This is a genomic window from Virgibacillus sp. M23, assembly GCF_034190895.1.
GTDB lineage: Bacteria > Bacillota > Bacilli > Bacillales > Amphibacillaceae > Virgibacillus > Virgibacillus salarius.
In genome coordinates, this window is record NZ_JAWDHA010000014.1 from 19,048 (window position 1) to 36,477 (window position 17,430).

General features: G+C 37.8%; 11 protein-coding genes and 1 pseudogene. 9 read left to right on the plus strand and 3 right to left on the minus strand.

Annotated features, from left to right (window positions below; all coding sequences use genetic code 11):
• The first annotated feature begins 5 nt into the window (after positions 1–5).
• The 8 genes from menC (at position 6) to RVS70_RS07930 (ending at position 11,870) form a co-directional block, all read left to right on the plus strand.
• Positions 6–1,112 (plus strand): o-succinylbenzoate synthase, encoded by a 1,107-nt coding sequence (gene menC, locus RVS70_RS07895; protein WP_026679577.1) that lies wholly within the window; start codon positions 6–8, stop codon positions 1,110–1,112.
• Between the two features lie 1,105 nt (positions 1,113–2,217).
• Complete coding sequence (locus RVS70_RS07900; RefSeq protein ID WP_121603730.1) at positions 2,218–3,312, plus strand: nitric oxide synthase oxygenase; 1,095 nt, start codon at positions 2,218–2,220, stop codon at positions 3,310–3,312.
• 227 nt (positions 3,313–3,539) lie between these two features.
• Complete coding sequence (glcT, locus tag RVS70_RS07905) at positions 3,540–4,382, plus strand: glucose PTS transporter transcription antiterminator GlcT (protein ID WP_321132834.1); 843 nt, start codon at positions 3,540–3,542, stop codon at positions 4,380–4,382.
• A 340-nt stretch (positions 4,383–4,722) separates the two neighbouring features.
• Entirely contained in the window at positions 4,723–6,771 is a 2,049-nt protein-coding gene (gene ptsG / locus RVS70_RS07910) for a glucose-specific PTS transporter subunit IIBC (RefSeq protein WP_321132835.1), read from the plus strand.
• A gap of 290 nt (positions 6,772–7,061) precedes the next feature.
• Positions 7,062–8,381: a 6-phospho-beta-glucosidase gene (locus RVS70_RS07915; protein WP_321132836.1), complete on the plus strand. Its 1,320-nt coding sequence runs from the start codon at positions 7,062–7,064 to the stop codon at positions 8,379–8,381.
• Positions 8,378–8,680, plus strand: coding sequence for a PTS sugar transporter subunit IIB (locus RVS70_RS07920; RefSeq protein WP_026679749.1), 303 nt, complete (start codon positions 8,378–8,380; stop codon positions 8,678–8,680). Before RVS70_RS07915 ends, RVS70_RS07920 begins: the two co-directional genes overlap by 4 nt.
• Before the next feature lie 17 nt (positions 8,681–8,697).
• Complete coding sequence (celB, locus tag RVS70_RS07925; RefSeq protein ID WP_321132837.1) at positions 8,698–9,963, plus strand: PTS cellobiose transporter subunit IIC; 1,266 nt, start codon at positions 8,698–8,700, stop codon at positions 9,961–9,963.
• A 53-nt stretch (positions 9,964–10,016) separates the two neighbouring features.
• A complete protein-coding gene (locus RVS70_RS07930; RefSeq protein WP_080668606.1) occupies positions 10,017–11,870 on the plus strand; it encodes an exo-beta-N-acetylmuramidase NamZ domain-containing protein in 1,854 nt (617 codons plus the stop codon).
• 295 nt (positions 11,871–12,165) lie between these two features.
• Here RVS70_RS07930 and RVS70_RS07935 read toward each other — a convergent pair whose 3' ends face one another.
• The 3 genes from RVS70_RS07935 to RVS70_RS07945 form a co-directional block, all read right to left on the minus strand.
• Positions 12,166–12,426 (minus strand): DUF3006 domain-containing protein, encoded by a 261-nt coding sequence (locus RVS70_RS07935; RefSeq protein ID WP_026679747.1) that lies wholly within the window; start codon positions 12,424–12,426, stop codon positions 12,166–12,168.
• The gene (locus RVS70_RS07940) at positions 12,423–13,502 is read right to left on the minus strand and encodes an MBL fold metallo-hydrolase (RefSeq protein ID WP_026679746.1); all 1,080 of its coding nucleotides are present in this window, start codon (positions 13,500–13,502) and stop codon (positions 12,423–12,425) included. The genes RVS70_RS07935 and RVS70_RS07940 overlap by 4 nt, the downstream gene beginning before the upstream one ends.
• Before the next feature lie 426 nt (positions 13,503–13,928).
• Positions 13,929–15,323 (minus strand): NAD-dependent succinate-semialdehyde dehydrogenase, encoded by a 1,395-nt coding sequence (locus RVS70_RS07945; protein ID WP_321132838.1) that lies wholly within the window; start codon positions 15,321–15,323, stop codon positions 13,929–13,931.
• A gap of 553 nt (positions 15,324–15,876) precedes the next feature.
• Between RVS70_RS07945 and RVS70_RS07950 the strand changes: the two are divergent.
• Positions 15,877–17,403: pseudogene (locus RVS70_RS07950) on the plus strand (S8 family serine peptidase); the annotation flags it as partial.
• Positions 17,404–17,430 lie beyond the last annotated feature (27 nt).

The window sequence follows — 17,430 nt, forward strand, 5'->3', positions numbered from 1 at the left end:
TTTAGATGAGAATAAATGAAGTAGTTTTATATAAGATGCAAATGCAAATGAAAAATCCATTTACCACTAGTTTTGGAACGGAGCAGAATAGAGAATTTTTGTTGGTTGAAGTAAAAGGCGATGATGGAATATCAGGCTGGGGAGAAGGGGTTACATCTGAACGGCCCTTATATAGCGAGGAATTCACATTACAAAGTTGGTATATGCTAGAGAAGTTTCTTATTCCGCTTGTTGTTAATCAAGAAATTACTCATCCGGATGATCTTCAAGAATTGTTTAAGCCGTATAAGCGTAATCATATGGCCAAGTCTGCGTTAGAAGGGGCAGTATGGGATTTATATGCGAAGCAATGTGGTGAATCATTAGCTACAAGTCTTGGAGGCACGAAGAAACGTATTGAAGTTGGAATTAGTTTGGGGATTGAAGATAGTTATGAAAAACTAATTCAAGCAATTCAAGAGAAAGTGGATGAAGGCTATAAGCGAATTAAAATAAAGATTAAACCAGGAAAAGATATAGAGGTTTTGCGAGAGGTAAGAAAACATTTCCCTAATATCCCATTAATGGTAGATGCAAACTCTGCATATACGTTAGACGATATCAACCTATTAAAAGCACTGGATGAATTTAATTTAATGATGATTGAGCAGCCACTAACAGCTGGCGATCTAATTGACCATGCAAAATTACAAAAACAAATTAATACACCAATTTGTTTGGATGAAAGTATCCATTCGTTTGAGGATGCTCGCCAAGCAATTGAATTAGGCAGCTGTAAAATAATTAATTTAAAAATAGGTCGTGTAGGTGGATTAACAGCATCGAAACGAATTCATGATTTATGTGAAAATGCAGGAATCCCATTGTGGTGCGGTGGAATGCTGGAATCAGGTGTCGGACGTGCGCATAATATAGCGGTTGCAGCATTAGCTAATTTTACACTTCCTGGAGATACAGCATCATCATCTAGGTATTGGGAAAAGGATATTATCCAACCAGAAGTTGTAGCAAAAAATGGTGTCTTGACTGTTCAGGACGCTATAGGAATTGGTTATGAAGTGGATCGAAATGAAGTGAAAAAGCATACGGTAGCAAAAAAGGTTTTTAGCTAGATTTACAAAAAAGGGGTACAAACCCTGTAGAATAAAAAAGAGACTGAGACAAAAGAATGAAGAAACAATAAAAAACGACAAGATAATTAGTTTAAATTAATTATCTTGTCGTTTTTTGATCAGAATCATTCATTTAGCACCTGAAATAAGCGAGACTCCGGCGGGAACAGCACGAGTCCGAAGATCCACTTGGTAACGTGTTTTTCTTTACCAAGTTAGCTGAGGCCGTGCCCGGAAAGCGCGTATAATTTCACGGTGCGGCGATGATACTCCTATTGATAACATGATTATTCGTATTTTGAGTAAAGAAGGTGTTTTGTCCCAGTCTATGTTTTTTTCCTGAATGCCTTAGCGCTTTATGTTAATCTCAAAATTGAAAGAGGTAAGCAAATGAATAATATAAATTTTGAAATTAATGTTTTTCATTAATAATGATACAAAAAAATAGCATTCATTTCAAACGATTACGAAGAAATACATGCTATTTTGGAAGTAGAAGAAAATCAAGAATTTCAAATATATCCAAGTTGGAATGTGAATTTCTCAATCAATAAAAACGAAATTATAATTGATCTAAATTATCAAAAAGAAGACTAAAAATTTTTTTACCTAAGGATTAAGAAAAGTCCATTAAGGATTCCTTTATTATTATCGGGAAAGGTCCTACTGTCGTCTTTCCCGGTTCCTTTTGATATGGAATTCAAATTTTCTTTCTGTTATTTGCAAAGAATCCTCTCTATCAGCTTTCCTAGCTGCTTTTTTTCATAGTTTAGGAAATTAAAAAATTAGCCCATGTGGACAAATCCGGGAGTGTTGAGCCACGTCCAGCTTTAGCGCCCAGAAACTCAAACTCACCGTGACTCCTCTATCTCCGTTGACTCGCTTCAGACGCTACGTTTCTAATCGGGTGCTTGCGCTTTTGTTCTTTCCTCTCATATCATGTCAAATTAATCTTTCGCTTGTTTCCCTTAAAAGATATATGGAGAAAAGGTTTTGCTTACATTAGAAATGATACACATTTTAAATGGATTGTTCCTACTTTGTCACACAAAATAGATAGAGATTTGGTAGACTGAATAGAGACAAAAGTCGGAGGCATACGGAAATGAATAAACTAAAACTTTGGGAAGAAGCAGAGGCTTATCTTACACAGTATCATCAGGAATTAGAGACAGCATTTACCGATTTTAAAAACAGGTGTGAGGCGGTAAAACGAGAAATAGATGTGTATGGTACGTACCAACATACTTATGACGAGCTTATGTACGGTGCTAAATTGGCTTGGCGTAATTCCAATCGTTGTATTGGCCGCTTATTTTGGGAACGAATGGACGTCATTGATGCAAGAAAGGCAACAACAAATGAAGAAGTGTTTGCTTATCTTATTGACCATATAAAGAAAGCAACGAACGGTGGTAAAGTTAAACCAATGATTACCATTTTTCAACCCGAGGTGATTCAATCCGGAGCTAGTCCAGTAAAGATTTGGAATCATCAGCTGCTGCGGTATGCAGGCTATGAAACGGATGAAGGAATTGTTGGAGATCCTGCTTCAATAGAGTTTACCAAGGTATGCCAAAAGCTAGGCTGGGAAGGGAAAGGTACACATTTTGATTTGTTACCATTGGTAGTTCAAGTGAACGATCAACCTCCAAAGTGGCAGGAAATCCCAGATGATGTAGTTATTGAGGTACCTATCCAGCATCCAACCATTGACATCTTTGCTGGAAGAGAAGTTAAATGGTATGCAGTTCCTATTATTTCTGATATGCGTTTGGAGATCGGTGGTTTAAGCTATGTGGCTTCACCTTTCAATGGTTGGTATATGGGTACTGAAATTGGTGCAAGAAATTTTGCAGATGAAGATCGTTATAATTTTCTTCCGCTTGTTGCAAGTCAATTGGGGTTAAATACAAAGCACTTAAGTACATTATGGAAAGATCGTGCACTGGTAGAATTAAATGCTGCTGTTCTTGCGTCCTATAAAAAAGCAGGTGTTTCGATTGTCGATCATCATACAGCGGCGAAGCAATTTGAAATATTTGAGAAGCAAGAAGCTAAACATGGAAGAAGCGTGACTGGTAAATGGGCATGGCTTATTCCTCCACTGTCACCTGCAACTACACATATTTTTCATAAACCATACGATAATACAACAAAGAAACCTAACTATTTTTACCAAGACAGGTTTTGGGAATAAGTGTAAAAAGGCATCCGGATTATCAGCTAGAATTTGGATGCTTTTTTTTCCTTGCTAATGATTCATAAACTTTAACGTGTGATCCAATTAACATCGTTATTTACTACCCTTTTATTGGAAACTTCATTCATAATCTTTTATACCCCTGCTAGATAGTTTTTCCTAAAGATGAAACATGTTATAATCAAACACACTGCAAAAATACCGATTTAAGGGGACGGACAACTTTGAATACATTTACCGTGAAAAAAGTTCTTAATAATAATGTATTAATTGCCTTAGACCAGCGTCAATCAGAAGTAGTGTTAATTGGAAATGGTATCGGTTTTCACCATAAAAAGAAACAAAAGATTGATGCAAAAGCAGTTGAAAAGTTATTTGTCCTGCGAAATGAAAAAGAGCAGGAGCAATATAAAAAACTACTCCCAAACATCGATGAGAATCTGCTGCAATCGATTATCCAAGCGATCGGTATGATTCGGAATAGGGCGAATGAGATGCTGAATGAAGCTGTACATGTTGCGCTAACTGATCATATTCTTTTTGCAGTAAATCGGTTGAAGAAGGGATTAGAAATTAAAAATCCGTTTCTATCTGAAACGAAAGTACTTTATCCTTTTGAATATGAAATTGCTTCCGAAATAGTTGAATTTATTAATCACCGTCTCCAAATTAACTTGCCAGCAGGTGAAATAGGTTTTATTGCATTACATGTGCATAGTGCCATTTCAGATAAGAACCTATCCGAGGTTAATAAATATTCGCAATTAGTAACCCAGTTAATTGATATGATAGAAGATCAATTAAAGATTACGATAGATCGTGAAGGTATAGAATATATTAGGCTTGTAAGGCATATTCGCTATACAATTGAGAGAGTTTTAAAAGGTGAGGTCATCGAAGAGCCTGAAAAAATTGCTTCTCTATTGAAAAAAGAGTACCCTACATGCTATAATCTTGCTTGGAAGCTTGTTAAAATTATGCAGCAAACAATGAAAAAACCAGTATATGAAGCGGAAGCTGTGTATTTAACGATGCATTTGCAACGCTTATATCAAAAATATGAATAAAACTTTTACGTGTTACTGATACGATCAGGCATGAGTGGAAAGATTACTAATAAGAGGGTAAGGAATTGTTTTTCCTTATCTCCTTATTGGTGATCTCTGCTCATGCTTTTTTTGTTGGTTTTTTCAAAACAGGAAAGTACAAAATTTACGTTTGTATAATCTAGCTTCAACTTATACTTCTCATACCTATAGCTTCATTTTGGATGGAAAGAAGACCACAACATGGTTGATGTATTAGAGGACAAGCAAAGATAAAGTAACTACTAGGATATGGTGGTTTAAGTTGGCAGATAGGATGTTGTACTTTTTATGTATTTATTGAAGAGAGGGAGGAATAAACATGTTTAAAAAGGCTTTCGGTGTATTACAAAAAGTTGGTAAGGCACTCATGCTTCCAGTTGCATTATTACCAGCAGCAGGTCTGCTTTTAGGTTTTGGTAATGCAGCACAGCAGGAAACAATGCTTGAATATCTGCCATTTTTAGGAGCAGATTGGATACAGCTCGTTGCTACAGTGATGGAAGATGCTGGTGGAATTATTTTTGATAACTTACCGTTAATTTTTGCAATTGGTGTTGCAATAGGTTTAGCAAGTGATGGAGCTGCTGGACTTGCTGCACTTGTTGGTTATTTAGTACTGAATCAAGTAATGGGGTCTTGGATTGGTGTAACCCCAGATATGCTTGAATCTGACCCTAGTTTCGCATCTGTTTTAGGAATATCGACATTGCAAACTGGTGTTTTTGGTGGAATTATTGTCGGTTTAATCGCCGCATTTTGTTATAATCGCTATCATGATATTGAAATGCCTTCATTTTTAGGATTCTTTGCTGGTAAGCGATTTGTACCGATTGCGACCGCGGCTATGTCATTTGTAGCAGGGTTTGTTTTGCTGTTCATCTGGCCACCTGTCCAAGAAGCAATGAACGACGCGTCGTATTGGTTAATTGAAGAAGGAACCTATCTCGCTGTATTCTTTTTCGGTTTTATAAAGCGTTTACTTATTCCGTTTGGCCTACATCATATTTTCCATGCACCTTTCTGGTATGAATTCGGTTCGTATACCACAGAGGCTGGAAACTTGGTGCGGGGTGATATGACGATATTTTTTGCCCAATTAAAAGATGGTGTAGAAATTACAGCGGGTAATTTCATGGCTGGTGAATTTCCAATAATGATGTTTGGTTTGCCAGCTGCAGCTTTGGCGATGTATCATGCTGCTCGTCCAGAGAAGAAAAAGCTCGTAGCAGGCTTATTAGGATCAGCAGCATTAACGTCATTCTTAACAGGTATAACAGAACCACTTGAATTTTCATTTATGTTTGTATCACCATTACTATTCTTTTTACACGCCGTATTAGATGGGCTATCCTTCGTATTAATGACCATATTTAGTGTGAATATCGGTTATACATTTTCCGGCGGGGCGATTGATTTCGCGTTATTTGGAATTTTGCCAGGTCAAGAACCATGGTGGATTACGATTATACTTGGATTGATCTTTGCAGTTATCTATTACGTCATTTTCCGTTTCTTCATTAAGAAATTTAACCTAATGACACCAGGACGTGAGGAAGATGGAGAAGAGGCGGCAACTAAGGAAGGTAGAACAGGTGAGTTTGCATATGATGTATTAGCAGCAATGGGTGGAGAAAAGAACATTTCGCATCTGGATGCTTGCATTACTCGTTTGCGTGTCTCGGTTAATTCAATCAATGAAGTAGACAAGGAGCAATTGAAAAAACTAGGAGCTTCTGGAGTACTAGAGGTTGGAAATAATATTCAAGCCATTTTTGGCCCACGTTCAGAAACGATAAAGGGGCAAATGCAAGATATTATTTCAGGAAAAATACCTCGGGAAGAAGAGGTTAATCAAGAAGCTGAAATAAAACAGCAAATAGAAGAAGTGAATCCGGCTGCCATGCAAAATGAGTTGAAGGATGAATCAATTGTTTCTCCGATGACTGGTGAGCTTCTACCAATTACAGAAGTGCCAGACCAAGTGTTCTCTGGAAAAATGATGGGAGATGGCTTTGCTATTATGCCAAAAGATGGGACCGTCGTTGCTCCAGTGAACGGAAAAATTGTAAATGTTTTTCCGACCAAGCATGCAATTGGAATGATGTCTGAAGGAGGAAAGGAAATACTCATTCATGTAGGTATTGATACAGTAAATTTAAAGGGAGATGGCTTTGAAGCACTTGTTACAGAAGGTGACGCTGTTCAAGCAGGCCAACCTATTTTAAAAGCAGATCTTTCTTTCATTCAAAGTAAAGGATTGCCTATCATTACTCCGATAGTATTTACAAATTTAAGTGAAGGGGAGCAAGTGACCCTACAAAAATCAGGAAATGTAGTGAAGGAAGAAACAGATATAATGAAGCTATAAGAGAAAAACATACTACGTTTAGTGGTGGGTAAAGTCATCGACGAATGATTTTGCCCATTTTTCTATTTACTACCTCCCGATTGCGACGTCAGAATCGATTACGAGCACTCCAAGTATGAGCATATCCACAAATCCTGTAATAAAAGCACACGGTATGATAAAAATGATAACGTACTTCATGCTGTTGCTCAATTCGCACAATCCTCTAACAAATATCGAAACTTCTACTAAATCACTTCCCTCGTTAATAAACTTTACCAAGGACTTTTACTACAGAGAGGAAGTATTATATGAAATCGTTAAAAATTGTCATCATTGGGGGAGGATCTTCTTATACACCGGAATTAATAGAAGGAATCATTAATAATTACGATGTATTGCCCGTTTCAGAAATTTGGCTTGTAGATATTTTAGAAGGAAGAGAAAAGTTAATGATTATCGCAGGCTTAGCAAAACGAATGATAGCACAAGCTGATTGCTCTATCAAGATCGTTGAAACATTAGATCGTCGTGAAGCTCTAAAAGATGCTAATTATGTGATTACACAAATTAGAGTGGGGCAATTGGACATGCGCAGATCAGATGAATATTTATCGCTCAAGCACGGGGTTATTGGTCAGGAGACAACCGGAGCTGGCGGCTTTATGAAGGCATTGCGTACGATTCCGGTAATGCTGGATATTTGTGAAGACATAGAAGAACTAGCTCCAGAGGCATGGCTGCTCAATTTTACTAATCCGGCAGGTATTATAACAGAAGCTATTTTGAAGCATAGCAATGTTAAAGTCGTTGGGCTTTGTAATAATCCAATAAACTTCTATAAAAAATTTGCTAAGGACTATCAAGTTCCGATGAAGGATGTAAGTATCCAGTTTGTCGGTATCAACCATTTAAATTGGATAACCGATTTCTATATTAAAGGAAAATCAAGATTAAACGATGTGTTAGCTGGTGTATCTGCGAGTTATGAAGCAAAGAATATTCCAGGACTTGAATGGGATCCCATATTTCTTCAATCACTCGGAGCCATCCCTTGCGGCTATCATAAATACTATTATCAGACAGACCAAATTTTAGCTGAGCAGTTAAAGAATTACAAGAAAGGCTACACAAGAGCTGATCAAGTCCAACAAGTCGAAAAAGAGCTATTTACGATTTATGAAGATCCATCTACTATGGAAAAACCTGATGCATTAGAACAACGTGGAGGTGCCTATTATTCGGAGGCGGCTGTAAACCTCCTTACCTCAATTCATTTAGATAATAAGCAAATTCACACAGTAAACGTTAGAAATAATGGAGCCATTTCTTGTTTACCTAATGATGTCTGCATTGAAGTAAATTGCATAGTTGAAAATCAGCAAATTACACCAATTCAAACAGGAAATGTTTCGCCACAAATAAGGGGATTATTGCAAGTTGTTAAGGCATATGAAGAGTTAACCGTGGAGGCTGCCGTAACAAGAAAAATAGGAACTGCTTTACAAGCATTGACAATTCATCCGTTAATTCCATCTGCAAAGAAAGCACATGAATTATTACAAGATATGTTAATTGCAAATGAAGCCTATTTCCAGCCAATTCTATATTTCGGAGGCGATCATGTATGAAAGTTACGCTGTTATGTGCATTAGGGATGAGTACAAGTATGCTCGTAGAGAGAATGAAAAAAGCGGCTAAAGCAAGATCGGTGAGCATCCAAATTGAAGCACATTCGGTTAATGACTTAGAGGGGCAGCTTGAAACCTCGGATCTTATCTTACTTGGACCACAAATTCGATATAAACAAAGAGAACTATCAGCAAAAGCAAAAGCTGTTGGGGTACCACTTGCAGTAATTGATATGAAAGCATATGGGAGTATGGATGGAGATAAGGTTTTGAATCAAGCCTTGGAGTTATTACGCTAGAATGGAGGGGAGAGTATATGAGGAGATTTCAAGCGTTTATGGAGCATTACTTTATGCCGGTTGCTGGAAAACTAGCTGAGCAGCGACATTTACGGGCAATTCGCGATGGAATTATTGCTACGATGCCGTTACTAATCATTGGGAGTATCTTTTTAATTATTTCTTCACCGCCTGTTAAATCCTGGACAGAATTTATGAAGCCATTTACACCAACTCTAAGTATACCTGTAAACGCAACATTTGGGCTATTAGGATTGATTGCTGTATTTGCGATTGCTTATCATTTAGCAAGAAGCTATAACCTGGACGGTCTATCTGCAGGTGTGCTCAGTGTTGCAGCATTCTTTGTAGCAACACCTCTAACAGAAGAAGGGAATATTCCTCTAAATTTAATGGGCAGTGAAGGGCTGTTTATTGCAATTTTATTAGCTATATTTACGGTTGAAGTGTATCGTTTTTTTACGAAAAAAAATATTGTCATCCGTATGCCAGATGGAGTCCCGCCGTCTGTTTGGCGGGCATTCACAGCATTAATTCCAGGTGCAGCTATTATTGCTATTGTTTGGGGAGTCGATTTGTTTTTAAAAATCGCTTGGGACCTGTCCTTGCATGGGGTCGTAGGTGCTGTATTAAGAGAGCCTTTACAGCTATTAGGAGGAAGCTTTTGGGGAGCTATTATAGCGATTATTCTTATTCATTTACTATGGTCGTTTGGCATCCATGGTATCTCCGTCGTTGCCAGTGTAATGGCACCAATTTGGTACAGCTTAACGGAAGAAAATGTTGCGGCACATCAAGCTGGTGAGGCATTGCCTCATATTGTTGGCCAGCCGTTTATGGCAATTTGGTGGGCTGTTGGTGGATCTGGTATGGCCTTAGCCCTGACGCTGCTCTTTATTTGGCGCGCGCGATCCAAGCATTTAAAAAGCTTGGGAAGAGGGTCAGTATGGGCAAGTGTCTTTAATATTAGTGAACCAGTTATTTTTGGTGCTCCAGTCGTGATGAATCCGATCCTTGTTATCCCCTTTATTCTTGCACCACTTGCAGTTGGAATCCTAACCTATTTTTCTATGTCAATTGGTTTGGTAGGGAAGCCATATGTGATCATACCATGGACAACACCACCCCCGTTCGCAGGCGTTTTAACAACGGGGGATTTCCGAGGTGGTCTATTGATGATTGTAAATATTATTGTAGCGATGGTCATTTATTATCCGTTTTTCAAAATGTATGATCGCCAGCTTGTAAAGGAAGAGGAATCAATTAGATCAGATGATACATAGTGCAAGGTATTGTTACATGGTTGAAAAATTACTCATGAAATGGGAGTGTTTTGGTGAAAATCAAGGTATTATGTTTATCGACAATTGCATTGCTTGCTGTCATATTTCAACAGCAAACCGTTCATGCAGATAAAGAAGCGAGTCGTAAAGAAAAGCGAATAGTAAAGCCAGGTATTGAAGTCTTATTAGAAGAACATTTGAATTGGTTAGCTGGAAAACGAGTAGGTCTAATTACAAACCCAACAGGCGTTGATCGAAATTTAAAAAGTTCAATTGACTTATTGTATGAACATCCAGATGTAAATCTAACTGCACTTTTTGGTCCTGAACACGGTATTCGTGGTAACCGTGAAGCGGGTGAATATGTTGAGTCGTATGTAGATGAAAAGACGGGTTTACCTGTTTACAGCCTGTATGGACCAACATGGAAGCCGACAGAAGAAATGCTTGAAGATATTGATGTATTGTTATTTGATATCCAAGATATCGGTTCTAATGTATATACCTATATTTATACACTTGGTTTTGCAATGGAAGCGGCCGCAGAACAGGGGAAAGAGATTATTGTTCTGGATCGGCCAAATCCAATTGGTGGCGAACGAGTAGAGGGACCTCTTCGTTCAGCGGACACGGTTAGTTTTATGGGAAGATTTCTTTTGCCTGTACGTCACGGCCTGACTGTTGGTGAACTAGCAACAATGTGGAATCATGAATATAGTTTGGGAGTATCGTTAAAAGTAGCGAAAATGAAAGGTTGGAAGCGCTTCATGCATTTTGAAGACACACAGTTACCATGGATTCAACCTTCTCCTAATATTCCAGCGCAAGAAACAGCTTATTTATATGCAGGAACAGAACTATTGGATGATACAACATTAACAACTGGTCTAGGAACAACAAAGCCATTTGAGCTTGTAGGTGCACCCTGGATTAATGGGAATCAATTAGCAGAAGAAATGAATGATAGAAACATAGATGGCGTCCGTTTTCGTTCTGCTTACTTCACACCAATGTTTGGTAAATATGAAGGGGAGCGCATTGGTGGTGTACAGGTACACATAATTGATCGGCAGAAAATAGATTTAGTAAATTTAGGATTACAGCTTCTTGATGCGATGCGTGATCAAGACCCAGATCAATTTATGATGACAGATAAATACGCCAATCTTATTGGTGACCCAGAAGTGCCAGCGATGATTCGAAATAATGAATCGATAGAGAAAATTATAGATAGTTGGCAAAGGAAATTAATGAAATGGAAGCTTGAGGTACGAAATCACTACTTACTTTATGGACCCTATCCGAAGGGTGCAAAGCCTTATAAAGGGAAAACAGTACTTGGTATCTTACCGTTAGATTTATCCGCGGCAATTGGACAAAGCATTCCTTTATCGTTACAAGGCTTTGATAAGAATGGAGAAAAATTAGAAATAAATTCGGATGATATTAACTGGAAAGTTACAGATGGATTAGGGTATGTTGAGGATAGCCAATTTCATGCGCTAAAAGATGGTGTTGGTAAAATTATTGCAATCTACCAAAAGCAAAAAGCAGAACGTTCTATAGATATATCAGCAATTTTAGTTCAAAATATTCGCTTTGGAGTACATGATTCCTATACACGTGTTGTGTTTGATTTAAATAAGACAGTCAGCAATTATGCTGTTGAAGAAGAAGATCACCGCCTGTTATTTTCTATCCCCTATGGAGAAATAGCTGGAGAGTTAGAAAAGGGAGGAGGGAGCATTTTAATTGGGAATAGTCCAGTGATCGAGCGCATCGATTATCAAATAGAGGGAGAAAACTTTTCAGCAGAATTGCATGTAAAACAAACGGCTGTAAACGTAGAAACACCAACATATGCTTCGCGAATCGTATTAGATTTGCAGCATGATGGAGAAAATTAGCCGTGCATATCTATCATGCACATAACTGGCAGTAAGATTCCCACTTCAAGGAATAAAGTGAAACCAATATGGATAAGTAGGAGATCGACTGCCAGTAAATGTCCGATTGGTTCCAAGGCCGTTAGGTCATATCCTTGGGGTACGAACAATCAGTGGAGGATAAACAAAATCCCTACTAAAGTTTCACTTTATAGATAGAGTAGCAGATACTTCTGTTTTGATTCATAAAATACTGCTACAAATAACATATTGGCATGTAAAAACAGGGATAATTAAATCCCTGTTTTTGTGGTCGCTATTTCTTTCTAAATTTACTATCTGACCTTTGTTGGCGAAGTTTTCCCAAGCGCTCTGATATCTTCTCTGCTTGGTGTTTTGTACATTCCTTGTCTATTTCTAATTGATATTTTCCATCTTTAGCAGTAATGTCAAAACAGGTATCTACTTCACTTCCCTTTGGAAGCAGGTTTTTAGCGATAAGAATTTCCTTTTGTTTATCTTCCACTAAGATGACTGCTTTTTCATTATCTTCAAAGCGATCTAAGACACCTTTCATTTGTCGGCTCCTTTCATACAAGCTAATCCTTGTTTTTTTATATCATCTAATGTTGCAGTACTGATACCTTTTATCTTTGTCAAATCATTTAGTGATTGATACGGTCGTAAGTCAATTAATGCAGTTGCCCGCTCTGAGCCAATATGAATAATATTTTGTAAGTCATCATGTGAAGCTTGGTTAATGGCAATACATTCATCTTTCCCTTTTTCCGTAGAAATTTGATATTCTGTTCCATTTGTAGTTATGATAATGGTACCATCATTATCTGTACCATATAAGTCAATTCCAGCATTTTTGATTTTTTTTATTGTTTCTTTATGTGGGTGTCCATAATTATTATCCTTTCCTGCACTATAAATAGCTACTTGTGGATTAACTGCTTCTACAAATTCAGCTGCGGTAGATGTATTGGAACCGTGGTGTCCAAGCTGGAGAAAATCCGCATCGATCGAATCATTCATCGTAAGCATTTCTCTTTCCTCTGCTTTACCTGCATCCCCTGTAAACAAAAAACGCATTTGATCATATGATAATCGAACGGAAAGAGACTCTTTATTTGCTTCACCTGTGATTTCTTTAGGATAGAGGATGTCGATTTCCAATGGCCCGATTACAAACTGCTCTCCTACTCGAGGTTCTTCATAGTTAGCGCCACTATCAATTACTGCTTCTAAAGCTTTTTGAAAGGTTTGAGAAGAGCTTTCATTACCACTCATCCATACTTCCTCTGTTTCGTATGTTTGAAGGATTTCTGCTAATTGTCCAATATGATCAGCATCTGGATGACTAATAATGATTAAATCAATGTTATTAATAGCTTGGGACGCTAAATATTCGTTTACATCATTACTTTTCCAATCACCAGTGTCATATAAAATCGTATAGGTTTGTTGATCCTCTGAATAGCGAAATAGCGTCGCATCTGCTTGGCCAGCATCTATGTAATGAACATCCAGTTGCCCATTTGAAGACGTTGAGTGTGCAACACTATCTGATTGTGTGGGTGATTTACCACAAGCCGTTACGAAGCAAAATAATCCAATGATAATCAAAAACAGCCAATGACGCTTCATGTAACATGTCCCCCTTCTTTACCTTAATAGTATTATAAGTTGGTATCGAAAGGAAAAGGAAAGAATAGCGGCTATAATAACTAAATATTCTGAGTGAAAATAGGGGGGTGAAGTGACTAAATTAAACAGTCATCATAATTGTTCTGATGTCACAAGGCTATTAGAGCGAGGAAGTTATCTCCACGATCTAAAAAGGGTTATCAATATAGATACAACAAATAATCAGAGAGATTTGCAGTTGGTTCTCAGTCTTTGGATGATTCCTTCGTTATCTTGTTTACGTTTATCAGATAAGCAAAGGCTCTCTTCCGTTTAGCAACTGCTGCTAAGTGAGAGAGCCTTACATATAATGAGAATCAGCTAGTATCTAGAGATGCTTTACAGATGGAGCAACATAATTGATAAGCGGCTGTTCAAGCGAAAGCTTTAATTTAAGTTTCCAATAGACAGGTATTTAGTTTCTAAATAAGGTTCGATTCCTTCTAAGCCGCCTTCACGTCCTAGTCCACTCTCTTTCATTCCACCAAATGGGGCATGTGCCGCTGATGGTCCACCATCATTCCAGCCAATAATTCCATAGTCTAAATGTTCATGAAGATATGTGCCAGTGCGATAGTCATTAGTAAAGAAGTAGGCAGCAAGACCAAACGGTGTGTGATTCGCCATCGCTACAGCTTCATCTATTTCTGTAAACGTGGTTATTGGAGCAACAGGACCAAATGTTTCTTCGTGCATAATATCCATTTCTTCAGTTACATTTTTAAGTACAGTTGGATGAACAAAGTAGTATCCTTTGTCGTCATTTGCATCAAATTGATCTCCTAACAGTACTTGTGCACCCTTTTCTTTGGCATCAGTAATGTGAGAAATGATTTTTTCATAGCCACCTTGATTAATGATTGGGCCGATATCAACACCTTCATGTAATCCATTTCCTACTTGAAGCTGCTTTACTTCTGCAACAAACTTTTCAGCGAATTTGTCAACGACATCTTCATGAACAATGATTCTGTTTGCACAAACACAGGTCTGACCAGCATTACGGAATTTCGTAGCTACTGTTTGTTTGGCTGCTAGCTCGATATCAGCATCCTTGGCTACAATCAATGGTGCATGTCCACCAAGCTCCATCGTTACATGCTTTACTGTATCGGCACTGTTTTTTATTAATTCTTTTCCAACAGATGTAGATCCAGTAAATGTTATTTTTCGTACATAGTCGCTGTTGGTAAATAGGTCACCAATTATACTACCAGAACCAGAAACGTATTGAATTGCTTCTTCTGGGATGCCAGCTTCATGAGCTAATTCAATAATTCGTATGCCAGTCAATGGTGTTTCAGAGGCTGGCTTAACAATGAATGTACAACCTGCAGCAAGTGCTGGCGCAGCTTTACGAGTCATCATGGCTGCTGGAAAATTCCAAGGAGTGATCGCGGCGACTAAACCAACGGGTTGTTTACTAATAATAATGCGTTTGGACTCCGTATTTGCTGGAATGGTCCTACCATATATTCGCTTTGCTTCTTCTGCGTACCAATCAATATAGCTTGCAGCATATTCTACTTCACCAGAGGATTCTTTTAATGGTTTTCCATTTTCAAGTGTCATCAGCTCGGCAATGTCATCTTTGGCATCACGAATTTTTTTCGCCCACGTATTTAATAATTCGGCTCTTTTATGGGCATTAACCTTTGACCATTTTGGGAAATAGTCATGTCCTTTTTTTAGCGCTGCTTGAATTTCTTCTTTGCTATGTTTCTTAATTTCTTTAATAGTTTCTCCAGTAGCTGGGTTTGTAACAATAATCGATTTAGCCATTATAAAACTCCTTTGCTCATTAATATAACGTTCTATTATATTTATTATATTCCCTAGTTATTCATCGATAAAAACATATGAACTATAAATTAAAATAATAAATCCTATACATTTACTTACAAAGTCTTTATTTTCTTTCGCTAAGAAAGTGAAATGGTAAATGAAGAAGGATGTATAGGTTTATTTTATCATTTTTCTTAAAAAATAGAAAATTATTATTATTTAGATATAAATTTGTAATTACGTTAAAATCAAATAATATGCTAGCTTTATTTGGATATCTATGATGCAAATCTATTTAAAAATACCTAGAAATATTTTAAGAAAATTTATGACTAATCTATCAATCTTCAAAATGAGAATTTTTTTCGACGTTGTTTGACATATTTCTCCCTTTTTCATCTTCTATAATTGAGTAACAACCTAGATACGATAGAAAAGCATCATAGTCAGATAAGAACGAAATGAGTGAAGAAAGGAGGCAAAGTGTTCTATATGGATTTGATTCTTATCTGCATTGGAAATGTGTCAAAAATTGATGGGAGGAATGGTCATGAAAGCTAAACGTAGACGTCAAATGAGAACAGCATTTAGCTTTGCCGCAACAGTACTATTGACATTTTCATTAATTGTACCTGGAGTAACGAATGCAGAGTCGAACGGTATGTCGAACCAAATGGTAAAAGAAAAAGTCAGTAAGCGGTTGATTAAAGAGTTTAAGGGCGATGATAAGTTAACCTTCCTAGTCAAATTTAAAGAAAAAGCAGATACTATGAAAATAGCTGAACGGGCGAAAGCCTCTAGTCAGAAAGCGCAGTTATCTGCAAAGAAGGCTGAATTAACCCAACGAACTGCCGTTTTAACAGAATTAAAGGAAACATCCTTAAATTCTCAACAGAAAGTTAGGAAGTTCCTTGAAGCAGAAGTCGAAAAAGGAAATGTAGACACATTTAAGTCGTATCATATTGTAAACGGAATGGCTGTCACAGCAACGAAGAAAGTTGCCAATAAGCTTGCAGCTTTTACGGAGGTAGAAAAGATACTGCCAAATGAAAGAAGACAATTGTTTACTACAATTACAAAAGATGCAGAAGCACCTGCTTCAAAAATCGCGAATGTCGAATGGAATGTTGAACGTGTTGGAGCCCCCACAGTATGGGATATGGGATTTGATGGATCAGGTGTAACCGTTGCTAGTATAGATACAGGTGTTCAATGGGATCATCCAGCGCTACAAGAAAAATATCGAGGCTATGATAATACTTCCGGAGAAGTGAATCATGATTTTAATTGGTTTGATGCGACAGCAGGGGAATCGGCTCCTTATGATGATCAAGGTCATGGCACACACGTTACTGGAACAATGGTAGGTAGTGAGCCAGATGGCTCAAACCAAGTAGGTGTTGCTCCAGGAGCAAATTGGATCGCTGTAAAAGCCTTTTCAGCAACTGGAGGTACCGATACTGATCTTCTCGAAGCAGCGGAGTGGGTTTTAGCTCCTACAGATGCACAAGGAAATTCACGCGTTGATATGGCGCCCGATGTTGTAAATAATTCGTGGGGAGGTGGTCCGGGTCTTAATGAATGGTATCGAGACGTTGTAAGAAATTGGAGAGCAGCAGAAATATTCCCGGAATTCTCTGCAGGGAATACGTCGATCTATAATCCAGGTGGTCCAGAGTCGATTGCGGTACCAGCAAACTATCCAGAGTCATTTGCTACTGGTGCAACCGATTCTAATGATTCGCTAGGAAGCTTTTCATTACAAGGTCCGTCCCCTTATGATGAAATTAAACCCGATATTTCAGCACCAGGTGTAAATATTCGTTCTAGTGTTCCAGGCAATGGTTATGAAGGCGGGTGGAATGGTACATCAATGGCAGGTCCTGCTGTTTCAGCAGTTGTGGCTTTGATGAAACAAGCTGATAGTAGCTTAACTGTTAATGAAATAGAAGAAGCTCTACTAGCTACTGCCACACCATTAACTGATAACGAATTTCCAAATTCACCGAATAATGGATATGGTTATGGATTAGTGAACGCATATGACGCTGTTTCTTCGATAATTCCGAGCTTAGGAATGCAAAAATCAATGTTTTTCTTAAAT

Excerpts from the sequence above, each read along its gene's own strand:
- menC (WP_026679577.1), top strand. The coding sequence starts at position 6 with ATGAGAATAAATGAAGTAGTTTTATATAAGATGCAAATGCAAATGAAA.
- RVS70_RS07900 (WP_121603730.1), top strand. The coding sequence starts at position 2,218 with ATGAATAAACTAAAACTTTGGGAAGAAGCAGAGGCTTATCTTACACAG.
- ptsG (WP_321132835.1), top strand. The coding sequence starts at position 4,723 with ATGTTTAAAAAGGCTTTCGGTGTATTACAAAAAGTTGGTAAGGCACTC.
- RVS70_RS07915 (WP_321132836.1), top strand. The coding sequence starts at position 7,062 with ATGAAATCGTTAAAAATTGTCATCATTGGGGGAGGATCTTCTTATACA.
- RVS70_RS07920 (WP_026679749.1), top strand. The coding sequence starts at position 8,378 with ATGAAAGTTACGCTGTTATGTGCATTAGGGATGAGTACAAGTATGCTC.
- celB (WP_321132837.1), top strand. The coding sequence starts at position 8,698 with ATGAGGAGATTTCAAGCGTTTATGGAGCATTACTTTATGCCGGTTGCT.
- RVS70_RS07935 (WP_026679747.1), bottom strand. The coding sequence starts at position 12,426 with ATGAAAGGTGTCTTAGATCGCTTTGAAGATAATGAAAAAGCAGTCATC.
- RVS70_RS07940 (WP_026679746.1), bottom strand. The coding sequence starts at position 13,502 with ATGAAGCGTCATTGGCTGTTTTTGATTATCATTGGATTATTTTGCTTC.
- RVS70_RS07945 (WP_321132838.1), bottom strand. The coding sequence starts at position 15,323 with ATGGCTAAATCGATTATTGTTACAAACCCAGCTACTGGAGAAACTATT.